This is a genomic window from Streptomyces fulvoviolaceus, assembly GCF_000718165.1.
GTDB classification, from domain to species: Bacteria; Actinomycetota; Actinomycetes; order Streptomycetales; family Streptomycetaceae; genus Streptomyces; species Streptomyces fulvoviolaceus.
Map to the genome: position 1 here is coordinate 39,206 of NZ_JOEY01000033.1, position 12,048 is coordinate 51,253.

Annotated in this window: 13 protein-coding genes; 10 read left to right on the forward strand and 3 right to left on the reverse strand. The window is 71.3% G+C overall.

The genetic code is table 11. The features are described from left to right. The first annotated feature begins 198 nt into the window (after positions 1 to 198). Complete coding sequence (locus IG08_RS0132155; protein WP_030610519.1) at positions 199 to 606, forward strand: hypothetical protein; 408 nt, start codon at positions 199 to 201, stop codon at positions 604 to 606. Between the two features lie 42 nt (positions 607 to 648). On the opposite strand, the gene IG08_RS0132160 is transcribed toward IG08_RS0132155, so the two are convergent. The 3 genes from IG08_RS0132160 to IG08_RS0132170 form a co-directional block, all read right to left on the reverse strand. After that, on the reverse strand, positions 649 to 1,110 hold the full coding sequence (locus IG08_RS0132160) for a carboxymuconolactone decarboxylase family protein (protein WP_030610522.1): 462 nt from the start codon (positions 1,108 to 1,110) through the stop codon (positions 649 to 651). Between the two features lie 108 nt (positions 1,111 to 1,218). Beyond that, positions 1,219 to 2,427 carry an NAD(P)-binding domain-containing protein gene (locus IG08_RS0132165; protein ID WP_030610525.1) on the reverse strand — a complete coding sequence of 403 codons (1,209 nt, stop codon included), beginning with the start codon at positions 2,425 to 2,427 and terminating at the stop codon, positions 1,219 to 1,221. An 85-nt stretch (positions 2,428 to 2,512) separates the two neighbouring features. Next, the gene (locus IG08_RS0132170; RefSeq protein ID WP_234343023.1) at positions 2,513 to 3,784 is read right to left on the reverse strand and encodes a carboxylate--amine ligase; all 1,272 of its coding nucleotides are present in this window, start codon (positions 3,782 to 3,784) and stop codon (positions 2,513 to 2,515) included. 221 nt (positions 3,785 to 4,005) lie between these two features. On the opposite strand from IG08_RS0132170, the gene fahA reads away from it, so the two are divergent. From fahA to IG08_RS0132215, 9 genes are all read left to right on the forward strand, one after another. Continuing rightward, complete coding sequence (gene fahA, locus IG08_RS0132175) at positions 4,006 to 5,226, forward strand: fumarylacetoacetase (protein ID WP_030610529.1); 1,221 nt, start codon at positions 4,006 to 4,008, stop codon at positions 5,224 to 5,226. An 87-nt stretch (positions 5,227 to 5,313) separates the two neighbouring features. Further along, positions 5,314 to 6,189: a hypothetical protein gene (locus IG08_RS0132180; protein WP_199820936.1), complete on the forward strand. Its 876-nt coding sequence runs from the start codon at positions 5,314 to 5,316 to the stop codon at positions 6,187 to 6,189. Next, positions 6,186 to 6,569, forward strand: coding sequence for a GntR family transcriptional regulator (locus IG08_RS0132185; protein WP_030610535.1), 384 nt, complete (start codon positions 6,186 to 6,188; stop codon positions 6,567 to 6,569). The genes IG08_RS0132180 and IG08_RS0132185 overlap by 4 nt, the downstream gene beginning before the upstream one ends. Before the next feature lie 214 nt (positions 6,570 to 6,783). Further along, positions 6,784 to 7,725, forward strand: coding sequence for a M56 family metallopeptidase (locus IG08_RS0132190; protein WP_030610538.1), 942 nt, complete (start codon positions 6,784 to 6,786; stop codon positions 7,723 to 7,725). 300 nt (positions 7,726 to 8,025) lie between these two features. After that, the gene (locus IG08_RS0132195) at positions 8,026 to 8,814 is read left to right on the forward strand and encodes a GntR family transcriptional regulator (protein ID WP_030610541.1); all 789 of its coding nucleotides are present in this window, start codon (positions 8,026 to 8,028) and stop codon (positions 8,812 to 8,814) included. A gap of 32 nt (positions 8,815 to 8,846) precedes the next feature. Beyond that, positions 8,847 to 9,074 carry a 4Fe-4S dicluster domain-containing protein gene (locus IG08_RS0132200; protein ID WP_020130156.1) on the forward strand — a complete coding sequence of 76 codons (228 nt, stop codon included), beginning with the start codon at positions 8,847 to 8,849 and terminating at the stop codon, positions 9,072 to 9,074. Between the two features lie 16 nt (positions 9,075 to 9,090). Next, complete coding sequence (locus IG08_RS0132205; protein WP_030610546.1) at positions 9,091 to 10,434, forward strand: ABC transporter substrate-binding protein; 1,344 nt, start codon at positions 9,091 to 9,093, stop codon at positions 10,432 to 10,434. Further along, positions 10,431 to 11,294 carry an ABC transporter permease gene (locus tag IG08_RS0132210; protein WP_030610548.1) on the forward strand — a complete coding sequence of 288 codons (864 nt, stop codon included), beginning with the start codon at positions 10,431 to 10,433 and terminating at the stop codon, positions 11,292 to 11,294. Before IG08_RS0132205 ends, IG08_RS0132210 begins: the two co-directional genes overlap by 4 nt. Then, positions 11,278 to 12,045 carry an ABC transporter ATP-binding protein gene (locus tag IG08_RS0132215; protein WP_030610998.1) on the forward strand — a complete coding sequence of 256 codons (768 nt, stop codon included), beginning with the start codon at positions 11,278 to 11,280 and terminating at the stop codon, positions 12,043 to 12,045. Before IG08_RS0132210 ends, IG08_RS0132215 begins: the two co-directional genes overlap by 17 nt. Positions 12,046 to 12,048 lie beyond the last annotated feature (3 nt).

Consider the following 12,048-nt stretch of genomic DNA (forward strand, 5'->3'; position numbering starts at 1 on the left):
CGGTCGCAGCCCTCTCCAAGTGTCCCGTCGGCGGTCCACGAGCCCGCCGGCGGGATCTTCGGCGTGCGCCCCTCTTTGTCCGGTTGGTGTAGCGGGCTACACCCCGGATACGGGAGGCGGCCCCATCGTGACGGCGGGCGCGCCACGGAATCGTTGGCGGTACCGAATCCCGAGGCAGAACCCCGAGGAAGGGCCCTCATGCGCCGTCGCCGTGCCTTCACCATCGCCACCGCTGTGACCGCCGTCACCCTGACCGTCGCCCTGGCCAGCGGCTGCGATCCCGACGACATCGACAACTCCCTGGACTGCGTGTCGAACGCCGACACGATCTCCGACAGCATCAAGGCCATCAACGAGGCCGGCTGGGACGCGGCGAAGGACCCGTCCCGCACGGACGAGTCCATCGACACGATCGAGAAGAACCTCGACAAGATCAACGACGAGGCGAACGACGACTCGAACGACAGCAAGGTCGACAATGCCGTCGACGACCTCGACAAGGCGATCAAGGACTACAACAAGGCCATCCTGAACGGCGACACGAACCCCGACTCCAGCAAGATCGACGCGGCGGCCGACAAGCTCAAGGACGTCTGCACGTCGTAGCAGGTCCGGAGCCGGAGCCGGGGTCGGGGCCGGGGCCCGGGATCACCCCCAGGTCGTCCCCGCCGGCTCCTTGATCGTCGTGTTGACGCGGTTGAACAGGTTGGTCAGGGCGATGGCGAGGATGAGGCCCGAGAGTTCCTTCTCGTCGAAGTGGTCGGCGACCTCGTCCCACAGGGCGTCGGGCACCGACTCGTGGGAGCGGTCCGCGAGGCGGGTGACCGACTCGGTCAGCTGGAGCGCGGCCCGCTCGGCGTCGGAGAAGAACGGGGCCTCACGCCAGGCGACGACGCCCGCGATGCGCTCCTCGCTCGTGCCTGCCTTGCGCAGGTTGGTCACATGGCCGTGGACGCAGGCGCCGCAGCCGTTGATCTGGCTGGCCCGCAGCCCGACGAGCTCCGTGAGCTCGTGCGACAGCCCGCTCTCGCCGATCGCCTGGAACATGGTGCCGATGCCCTTCAGGGCGCCGGGGAGGACGTACGCCGGGTTGGTCATCCGTGCCTTCATGGTGCTGCCTCCGGTGTCAGTGAGCTCGTTGCTCGCGTCTTCACTGCACTGACGGAGCGGAGGCAGCCGTTGTGACAGATCCGCCGGAGATTCTCTGCCCGGCCGGGCCTACCCGTGCGCCGCGGCCAGATGCCTCACCAGCCTCGGCGACGCGAACTCCGTCCCGCACACGAACCGCATCACCGGCCCGTACGACGCCGCGGACGGCAGCCCCGTGAAGTACAGCCCCGGCACGGACGAGACGTATCCCGCGCCCAGCTTCGGCGTGCCCCGGCTCACCGCCAGCTCTGTGCGGAGTTCATGGCCCAGGAAGTCCATCGCCGCGAGGTCGACGCGGTAGCCGGTCGCCGCGATGACGTGGTCGGCGGAGAGCCGGTCCGTGCGGCCGGTGTGGGTGAGGACGGAGAGTGCGGGGTGGCCGTCGGCGGTGTCCGCCCGCAGGATGCGGCCGACCTCGCTGACCCGCACGTTGCCTTCGAAGCGGTCCCGCAGCCACCACGCGCCGAGGGGACCGAGGACCCGGCGCACCAGGTAGTGGCGGAGCTGGGCCGGGAGGTGGCGGTAGGGGTGCGGGTAGTAGCTGAGCGCCCAGAGCGACCAGGCCCGGCCGAACGGCGACTCCGGGCGCAACCTCGGCTGCTTCCACGGCGGTTCACCGAAGGCCACGCTGCCCTGGCCGCGCGCCACCACGCGCACCCGCGCGCCCGCCTCCGCCGCCAGCACGGCCGTCTCCAGCGCGGACTGGCCGGCGCCGACGACGATGAGGTCCTTGCCGGAGTAGCGGCTGAGGTCGTGCTGCTGGGAGCTGTGGGAGACCGGGCCGGTGGGGGTGGGTCCGTCGGGTGCGGCCACGGCGAGTTCCGGGGGCAGGTGGGCGAGGCCGGACAGGCCGGTGGCGACCACGACGGCCCGGGCCGTGAACAACTCACCCGAGTCCAGCTTCAGTTCGAAGCCCCCGCCGTCGGCCGTCCGCCGGTCCACCGACACCACCCGCACCCGCTCCACCTCGGGCACCAGCTTCTGCTGGAACCACTCGCCGTACGCGATGAAGGTCTCGACGGGGATGATGTCCTCGTCCGTCACCAGCCGGGGTGTCCCGGCCGCGTCGCAGTAGTCGACGAGGTCGTGGCCGCGCTGTGGTGCGTCGATGTTGGAGGCGACCGGGGTCGACTTGAGGAGCATGCCCGCGGGCATGTGGTCGCGCCAGCTCACCATGGGATCGCCGAAGACGCGGACGGGTATGCCGCGCGCCCGCAGATGCGCGGCGGTGGACAGGCCGAACGGTCCGGCACCGATGACTGCTACCGGTTGGATCACGAAGTCCCTCCCCAGGACGTCACTTCGCGGCTTGCTCTTCGCGACTTGCTCTTCGTGGCTGACTCTTCGTGGCTTCGTCGCTTCGTCACTTCGTGGCGCTGCCGTTGCCGTTGCCGCGGCGCTGTGTGCGCCACAGCTGGTGGAGATGGACCGCGCCCGGGCGCACGAAGCGCGCGAGCATCGTGAGGAACGGCAGCGGGTCGTCACCCGCGAGCCAGGCCAGCTCCGTCCCGCTCGCCCGCGTCGGTGCGTGCGGCGTCGTATAGCCGCTGCGGCGGTAGGCGAGCAGGGCGGGCAGGTCGATGTTCTCCACGATGTACCGGTGGCCGGCCCGCTGTTCCCCCTCCGGAACGGGGCGTCCGGTCAGATCGAGGTGCATGGCGCGGACGACGTCCACCCCCGACTCGTTCTCGAAGAGCCGGAACTGGGCGCCCATGCGCGGGTTGAAGTCGAGGAGTTTGTACTGTCCGTCGCGCCGGTCGAAGCGCAGGTCGAGGTCGATGACTCCGGTGAAGCCGATCTGTTTGATGAAACGTGCGGCGAGGTCCGCGAGTTCCGGATTGTCGACGACGTACGCATTCGCGGTCATGCCCGCGTGCGGTGGCCAGGAGCGCACCTTGACGCCGGTGAACATGGCCAGCGGGGCCGAGTCCCGGTCGAAGTACGCGTGCACGATCCAGTCCTCGGCCTCCTCCCGCGGCAGGTACTCCTGGAGGATCACGCCGGGCTGCTCGCCCCAGTCACGGGCGAGGGCGAGCAGCCCTTCACGGGTGGCGATGCGCGTCGTGCCGTTCACGGCCGGCCGGCTGCGCCGTACGAACGCCTCGCGGTTCTTGGCCACCACTGGGAAGACGGCCTTCTCGGCGAAGGCAACGATGTCGCCGTAGGTCTGCGGGAAGGCGGCCGAAGGGCTCGCTATCCCGTGTTCCACGCACAGTTCGTGCAGTCCCTGCTTGCTGGCGAGGCGGCGCGGCAGGCCGGACTCGACGGGCGGGAAGAGAAAGCGGCCGGCGAGTTCGTGCTGGTGCTCGGCGATCAGGACCGCGGCCTCCTCGTCGGTCGGGACGAGGACGGCGGGACGGCCGATGCGGCGCCCGATCCGGATCAGTCCCTCGACCAGACGGCCCGGCTCCTCGGTACCGGTCGTCGGCCAGACGAACGCACGAGTGAGGTACCGGGAGGCCGCCGCGGGCGTGTAACGGTCCTCCGTGATCGCATACATCGGGACGCCGAGGCGGCCCAGACTGCGGATCGCGCCGACGCCGCCGTGGTGCAGCGGATAGCCGCCGAACTTGACGATCAGTGCCGGCACGGCACGTTCGGCCTCGAAAGGCACACTGCTGGTACGCCTGGCCACGGGTCCCCCCACGTGTCCCCCCTACGGACCGAAATCACCCATCCCGTCCGTCTCCCGCAAAGGACGCTAAGCCGGAATTGCCGCCTCCGACAAGGGCAATTCAGACATTGCAAACTCTTTAGACACTGCCAAGGCAGGCAACTCAGCCGTAACGTGTGGCCCGACCACATGGAACGCACGGCATGCGTGAGACGGCATGCGCGAGAGTGAGGCAGACACCCATGCCCCCCTTCGACGTCCCCGAGGGCGACCCCTTCGGCCCGCACAACCTTCCGTACGGCGTGTTCTCGCCGACGGGTTCCGATGACCGGAGGGTCGGCGTCCGGCTCGGCGATCACGTCCTCGACGCGGGTGCGGCGGCGACCGCGCTCGGTTCGCCGTACGTCTCCCTGCTCGCTCAACCGACGCTGGGTGCGCTGCTCGCCGCGGGGCGCACCGCCTGGTCGGACGTACGGCGCGCGCTGACGGCCTGGGTGACGGTGCCGGCACACCAGGAGACGATCAAGGGGTTCCTGCATCCCCTGTCATCCGTCACCCTGCACCTCCCCTTCGAGGTCGCGGACTACGTCGACTTCTACGCCTCCGAGAACCACGCCCGGAACGTCGGCCGGATCTTCCGCCCCGACGCCGCCGACTCCCTGACCCCCAACTGGAAGCACCTGCCGATCGGTTACCACGGCCGCTCGGGCACGGTGGTGGTGTCGGGGACGGATGTCGTACGGCCGTCGGGGCAGCGGAAGGCCGCTTCTGATCCGACGCCCGTCTTCGGGCCCTCCGTCCGCCTGGACATCGAGGCGGAGGTCGGCTTCGTGGTCGGGGTGCCGTCCGAGAGGGGGCGGCCGGTCGGTCTCGGCGAGTTCCGGGAGCACGTCTTCGGACTGTGCCTGCTGAACGACTGGTCGGCACGCGACATCCAGGCCTGGGAGTACGTCCCGCTCGGCCCGTTCCTCGGCAAGTCCTTCGCCACGTCGGTGTCGGCGTGGATCACCCCGCTGGACGCGCTGGAGGAGGCGCGGGTGGCGGCGCCGGAGCGGACGCACGCACTGCTGCCGTATCTGGACGACACCGGTCCGGATGCCGAGCCCGGGGGCTACGACCTGCGGATCTCGGTGGCCGTCAACGGTCACGTGGTGTCGGAGCCGCCCTTCTCCACCATGTACTGGACGGCCGCCCAGCAGCTCGCCCACATGACGGTGAACGGCGCGTCGCTGAGGACCGGCGACCTGTACGGCTCGGGGACGGTGAGCGGGCCTTCCGCGGGGGAACGGGGGTCACTGCTGGAGCTGACCTGGAACGGGCGGGACGTACTCGAACTCCCCGACGGCAAGCGGACGTTCCTGGAGGACGGGGACGTGGTGACGCTGTCGGCGTGGGCGCCGGGGCCGGACGGGGTCCGGGTGGGGCTGGGGGAGGTCGGCGGGCGGGTTGTATCAAGCAGTTGACACAAGTCCCTGTGGAGACGCATCTTGTACTTACCGCTTGATACAAGCGTGCCTTCACGACTGCGTCTTCACGGGGGTCTGTCTCTCATGCTCGAACTCGGTTCCGCTGCGGGGTCTTCCGAGGGGTCTTCGTCCCGCGCACCTGTCGACCGGTACGCCCGCTGGACCGGCCTGGTCGTCGGGGCGCTGGCCGCCCGCTGGCTGTCGCCGCTGATCGGCGGCGACGGCATCCTCTACGCCATCCCGGTGTTCGGTCTGTGCGCGGTGGCCGGGGTTCTGGTGGGCGACGCGCTGACCGGCCCCCGACGGGGTGCCGTACGCACGGCCGGCCTCACACCGCGCCGGGTCCGCGACTACGTTCCGCCCCGGATGACACGGCTGCTGCTCGGGCTCGCGGCCGTGCTGCTCGTCCTGCTGACGGTGGCGGCCGCGATGGCGTCGCCGGACGACCTGGGGCGGGCGGGCCGCGCACTCACCCTGACGTGCCGCGGCGCGACCGAGTCGGCCGGCCCCTGGCCCGGCCTCTACTACGGCCTCCCGATGCTCGCCTCTTTCGCCGTCTCCACCGGCGCCTGCGGGTGGTCCCTGCGGCGGATCGCGACCCGCCCCGGCGACGAGCAGTCCCGCCACGACCGGACGCTGGCGATCGTCGCCGCGTGGGGGCTGGTCGTCTCGTCGTCCCTGCTGGGCGCGGCCTCGACGGCCTCGGGTGCGCTCATGAACATGACCTGCGACGGTCCGGCCGGGACCGTCGCGGCCTGGGCACTGTGGCCGTCGGCCCTCGTCGCGCTGATCATGGCGCCGTGGTGCCTGTTCACGATCGTCTCGCCGCGGGCGACGGGCGCGACGCGCGCGGTTCGGGGGAGGACGGTTGAGGCGGACGTGGCGGACCCCGCGAGCGCGGCGGATCAGGTGGATCAGGTGGATCAGGTGGATCAGACGGATCAGGCGGCTCGTCGGTGAGTGGAGAGGCCGTACGCGTCGATACGACCAGCCCGGTCCCGCCGTACGAACAGATCCGCGCCCAGCTCGCCGCCCTGATCACCACGGGCCGCCTGCCGGAGGGCGAGCGCCTGCCGACGGTACGGCAGCTCGCGGCCGACCTCGGACTCGCGGCGGGGACGGTGGCCCGGGCGTACCGGGAACTGGAGGCCGCGTCGCTGATCCGTACCCGGAGGGGGGCCGGGACGCGGGTCGCGCCGCTGCCGGCGGGGGTACGGCAGGGTCTGGATCCGGCCGAACTGGCCGAGCTGGCACGGCGGTTCGTGGCGGAGGCGCGCGCGGCCGGGGCGGAGGACGCGGCGGTGCTGGCGGCCGTGCGGGAGGCGTTGCGGGAGCGGTGAGGAGCTGAAGGGTGGAGGGGCTGAGGGGTTGTTGAGGGGCGAGTGTCCGTTCTGCCCCCTGACGCCGGAGGTCCGCGCGGTCATACTGGCGAGGGCGATGACGTGACGCGTACGCGTGACATCCGCCCCGCAGCCGCCCTTCTTCTCTTTACCCTTCTTCTCCTTACCCTTCCGAGTCCTCCGACTCTTCCGACCAGGAACCGGAGCCCGTGGCATGACCGTCTGCCTGCTCCTGCTGAGCGTCGTCGCGGTGACCGCCGCCGTGCCGGTTCCGCGTGCGCTGACCCGGGCCGAGTGGCCGGAACGGGACCCCGTGGTCGCGCTGTGGGTGTGGCAGTGTCTGGTCGCCACGGTCCTGCTGTGCTGTCTCACGGCCCTGGTCCTGGGTGCGGCGGCCGTCTTCCACACGGTCCGCGACCACGTCTTCGCGCCGGCACCGCCCGCCGTGACCGCGGCGTACGACCTCTCCACCGCCCCTCTCTGGGCCGCCACCCTCACCCTGCTGCTGGCCTGCGGGGCCGCCTGGACGACCGCGATGCTCGCCCGTGAGCTCGTCGAGGCGCGCCGACACCGCGGCCAGACCCTCGCGCACCTGCGCGAACGCGCCCCCGACCTGCCGGCCGGACTGGGTGCCGTCGCGCGTGGCCCCCTGCTGGTCCTGGAGGACGAGTACCCGGACGCCTGGTGGATGCCGGGCAGCCCGCCCCAGCTGATCGTGACCACCGGCGCCCTGCACCGGCTCACCGACCACCAGCTCGACGCCGTCCTCACCCACGAACGCGGCCACGCCCGCGCCCACCACGACTGGCTGCTCCACCTCTCCACCGCCCTGGCCACGGGGTTTCCCCGGGTGCCTCTGTTCGCGCACTTCTGCGACCAGACCCACCGCCTGGTCGAACTCGCCGCGGACGACACGGCGTCCCGCCGGTGCGGCCACCTGACCACGGCCCTGGCGCTGATCTCGCTGAACCAGCACCGAGGGGTACTGTCCTGCGCCTCCAGCCACCGCCTCCTGGGCGAGCGGGTCGACCGCCTGCTCGAGCCGCAGCCGAGGCTGGGCCGGCGGCACCGTGCATTCACGACGGCGGTGGCGGCACTGGTGCCGTTGCTCCCGCTGCTGATCGTCTTCGGCCCGGGGTTGTCGGCGCTGGCTTAGCCGGGGAGGTCTTTCGGCTGCGGGCCGGTGAGGGCTGGTCGCGCCCACGTGGGTAGGCCGAGCTGCGGGCAGTCGTGCCGCTGGGGCGGCTCCCGACCCAAAGAGAGCGGCACCCCGCAGCGCCGGGCTGCGCACCCCACCCCCGCCCAGTCACCACGCCGGGCAAGCAGCAAACCCCGGGTGGCAGATCTCCCCCCGCCAGAACAGAAACCCCAGCTCAACAGCCGAACCGGCGGAGCCACTGGTGGCGCAACACTCCCGCAACACAGCTTTCCCTACCGCCTCGCTATGGTTCAAAACATGCCCCCTCCCGACCGCATCCGCGACCACGCCGGCCAGGGCGCGACCACCGTCGCAGCCCACCGCACGCGCCGCCGACTGCGCGCGGACCAGGCCAGGCAGCTCGCCGACCTCCTCCGCCACCAGATCCTCACCGGCGCCCACGGAGACGGCACCCTCCCCCACGAGTCGACCCTCGCCACCGACTACCGAGCCTCCCGCAACACGGTCCGCCAAGCCCTGGACCTGCTCCGCGCGGAAGGCCTCGTCGAACGCCAACCCGGCGTCGGCACCGTGGTCGTCGCCCAGAAGTACCCCCACGGCCTCGAAAGCCTGATGGGCCTCGCGGAGACCCTCCGCGAACACGGCACGGTCACCAACGAGGTCCGCACGATGGGCCCCGCCCCCGCCCCGCACCCGGTGGCCGAGCGCCTCCACGTCCCACCCGGCACCGACGTCCTCTACATCGAACGCCTGCGTCGCCTGGGCGGCCTCCCCCTCTCCCTCGACCTCACCTACATCCCGCTCGCCCTCGGCACCGCCCTGCTCGGCGCCGACCTGGAGAACACCGACGTCTTCCGCCTCCTGGAGACGATCACCGGACAGCGGCTCGGCCACGCCGAGATCACCCTGGAGGCGGTGAACGCGGACGCCCACTCCGCCGCCGTACTCGAAGCCCCGCGCGGCGCGGCCGTCCTCATGCTGGAACGCCTCACCCACCTCGCGGACGGCCGCCCGGTCGACCTGGAGTTCATCCGCTTCCGCGGCGACCGCATCACGATGAGCGGCCTGCTGCACCGGTCTCTCTGACCCTCCCCGCTCGCACATTCCTGGAGACAGCCATGACCTTGGCGCCCCAGCGGGCCGACGTGCCCGTGACCATCGACGAGTCGAAGTGCATCGACGGCTGCACGCTCTGTGTGGACATGTGCCCGCTGGACTCCCTCGCCATCGACGAGAGCAACGGCAAGGCCTACATGCACGTCGACGAGTGCTGGTACTGCGGCCCGTGCGCGGCCCGCTGTCCCACCGGAGCCGTCACGGTCAACATGCCCTATCTGCTCCGGTGAGAGGCCCCGAACTCCCATGAAACACAAAGCAGTTGCCGCAGCGATCCTGTTGCTGGCGCCCTTGACGGCCTGCGGCGGCAACGCCGCGGCCGGGGACGACGGCTCCACGGTCACCGTCACCGTCGGCTACCAGTCCAAGACGATCAACACGGTCACCGCAGGCACCCTTCTCCGCTCGCTCGGCTACTTCGAGAAGGAACTGAACGCCCTCGGCGACGGCAAGACCTACAAGGTCGACTGGCAGGACTACGCCACCGGCGCCCCCATCACCGCCCAGATGACCGCCGGGAAGATCGACATCGGCTCGATGGGCGACTTCCCGCTGCTCATCAACGCGGCCCGCGGCAAGCAGCTCGGCCAGCCGACCCACCTGGTCTCGGTCACCGGCTACAACCTCCGCGGCGGCCTCAACACGATCGTCACCGCACCCGACTCCAAGCTCACCTCCCTGACGGATCTCAAGGGCAAGAAGGTCTCCACGAGCGTCGGCTCCGCCGCCGACGGCACCCTCGTACGCGCCCTGCAACGCGCCGGCATCGACGCCGACCAGGGCATCGAGAAGCTCAACCAGCAGCCCGCGGTGGGCGCTTCGGCCCTCTCGGCCGGCGGCGCGGACGCGCTCTCGCAGTTCGTCGCCTGGCCCGGCCTGCTCGCCTACCAGGGCAAGGCGAAGGCCCTGTACGACGGCGCCCAGCTGAACCTCCCCACCTTCCACGGCGTCACCGCCCGCGAGGACTTCGCCAAGAAGCGCCCGGCGGTCCTAGAGGCCTTCCTCAAGGCCCAGGCTGAGGCCACCGACTACCTCAACGACCACCCCGTGGCCGCCGCCGAGAAGGTCGCGAAGGCCACCAGCCTGCCCGCCGAGGTCGTCTACCTCTACAACGGCGCCCACGGCATCGCCACCTTCGACCCGGCGATCAAGCCCCAGTTGGTCTCCGCGTTGAAGGAGGACGTCTCGGTCCTCAAGTCGGCGAAGCTGACCGGCGACGTGGACGTGGACTCCTTCGTCGACGACCAGTACGTCAGGAAGGCCCTCGGCTCGGACTACGCCAAGCGCCTCGCCGCCACGCCCGCATCGGCCGCGAGCGAGGTGTGGCCCAAGGGCGCCGAGGAGACGCTCAGCTTCAAGTCCCCTTCTCAGCTTCTGACTTACGTCTCGAAGCACCGGACCGGCATCCGCGCCGCCTACGTCCCCGACGCCACCACCGGCACCCTCTGGTTCGCCGACAAGGCGGTCTGGGTGGCCGACGGCGACCGACTCCTCCCCTTCGTCGCACCGGCGACCGCGCAGGCATACGTCGCCCAGCACGGAGGCGCCCGCGTCGTCACGTACGCCGACGCGCTGGATCGGGCGTCGTGACCCGGTATGTGCTCAGGGCGGCCTCGCTGGCGGTCGCCCTCGGCATCTGGCAACTGCTGACCAGCCTGAACATCGACCTGTGGCTGCGCTTCTCGCAGTTCCCCACGGTCGCCGACGTGGCCCGCGCCTTCGCCGACCGGCTGTCCGGCCCCGACTACTGGACGGACCTCACCGACAGCCTCACCCGCATCCTCACCGGCTTCCTCCTCGCCGCGGTCCTGGGCGTGGCGACGGGCGTGCTCGTGGCGCGCTCCCGCCTCGCCGAGGACCTGCTCGGCCCGGTGCTGGAGGTCGTCCGCCCGATCCCGGCGATCGCCCTGGTCCCCGTCGCGATCCTCCTCTTCCCCTCCAACGAACAGGGCATCGTCTTCATCACCTTCACCGCCGCCTTCTTCCCTGTCCTGGTCTCCACCCGGCACGCGGTCCGCGCCCTGACTCCCGTGTGGGAGGAGGCGGTGCTCACGATGGGCGGCGGCCGGTGGCGAATCCTCGGCTCGGTGGTCCTGCCGGGCGCGCTGCCCGGTATCTTCGGCGGGCTGTCGGTCGGCATCGGCGTCTCGTGGATCTGTGTGATCTCCGCCGAGATGATCTCCGGCCAGTACGGGGTCGGTTACCGCACCTGGCAGGACTACACCGTCGTCAACTACGCGGGCGTGTTCGTCGGCATGGTCACGATCGGCGTGCTCGGCTGGCTCACCTCCACCGCCGTGGAGGTCCTGGGCCGCCGCCTGACCCGCTGGCTCCCGCGCACGTCGTACGTCCCCGCCGGCCGGACTCCGCGGCGGGTGAGCCGTGCCGCGGCAGCCGTACCGGCGAGCCCCACGCCCCAGGAGGACGTGCCCCATGACCAGCTCGTCTGACGCCCGTTCGCCCTCCCGCACCGGCGCGGCACTGGCCCTGCACGGCGCCACCCTCGGACGGCCCGGTGCTCCCGTGCTCGACGGCGTGGACCTCGAAGTGGCCCCCGGCGAGATCCTCACCGTCGTCGGCCCCTCCGGGTGCGGCAAGTCGACCCTGCTGCGCACGCTTTCCGGGCTGCTGTCTCCCCTCGCCGGAGAGGCCGGCCAGGACGGGCGCCCGCTGACGGGCCCCGCCGCCGACCGTGCCCTGATCTTCCAGGAGGACGCCCTCCTGCCCTGGCGCACCCTGCGCGCGAACGTCGAACTGCCGCTCGCCATCAAGGGGTTGCCGCGCGCGGAGCGCAGGAGGCAGGCGGAGGCCTGGCTGGAGCGCGTCGGCCTCGCCGAACAGTCCCGGCACCTGCCGCACCGCGTCTCCGGCGGGCAACGCCAGCGCGCCCAGCTGGCCCGGGCCCTCGCGGGTGCGCCCCGCGCCGTCCTGATGGACGAGCCGTTCGGCGCCCTCGACGCCCAGACCCGCGCCGGCATGCAGGACCTGCTGGTGGAGGTGCTGCACGGTACGGGCGCGACCGTCGTCTTCGTCACCCACGACGTGGACGAGGCCCTCTTCCTCGGCGACCGGGTCGCCCTCATCGGCTCCGGCCACCTGACCGCAGTACGAGACGTGCCGCGTCCGCGCGACCGTACGGCGCACGACGACCCGGCGCGTGTGGCGCTGCGGCGCGAAGTCCTCACCTCGCTCGGTACCTGAAAG

What these genes read in the sequence shown, in the direction of transcription:
- IG08_RS0132215 (WP_030610998.1), top strand. Translation starts at nt 11,278, where the DNA reads ATGACCAGCTCGTCTGACGCCCGTTCGCCCTCCCGCACCGGCGCGGCA.
- IG08_RS0132195 (WP_030610541.1), top strand. Translation starts at nt 8,026, where the DNA reads ATGCCCCCTCCCGACCGCATCCGCGACCACGCCGGCCAGGGCGCGACC.
- fahA (WP_030610529.1), top strand. Translation starts at nt 4,006, where the DNA reads ATGCCCCCCTTCGACGTCCCCGAGGGCGACCCCTTCGGCCCGCACAAC.
- IG08_RS0132190 (WP_030610538.1), top strand. Translation starts at nt 6,784, where the DNA reads ATGACCGTCTGCCTGCTCCTGCTGAGCGTCGTCGCGGTGACCGCCGCC.
- IG08_RS0132160 (WP_030610522.1), bottom strand. Translation starts at nt 1,110, where the DNA reads ATGAAGGCACGGATGACCAACCCGGCGTACGTCCTCCCCGGCGCCCTG.
- IG08_RS0132200 (WP_020130156.1), top strand. Translation starts at nt 8,847, where the DNA reads ATGACCTTGGCGCCCCAGCGGGCCGACGTGCCCGTGACCATCGACGAG.
- IG08_RS0132180 (WP_199820936.1), top strand. Translation starts at nt 5,314, where the DNA reads ATGCTCGAACTCGGTTCCGCTGCGGGGTCTTCCGAGGGGTCTTCGTCC.
- IG08_RS0132205 (WP_030610546.1), top strand. Translation starts at nt 9,091, where the DNA reads ATGAAACACAAAGCAGTTGCCGCAGCGATCCTGTTGCTGGCGCCCTTG.
- IG08_RS0132155 (WP_030610519.1), top strand. Translation starts at nt 199, where the DNA reads ATGCGCCGTCGCCGTGCCTTCACCATCGCCACCGCTGTGACCGCCGTC.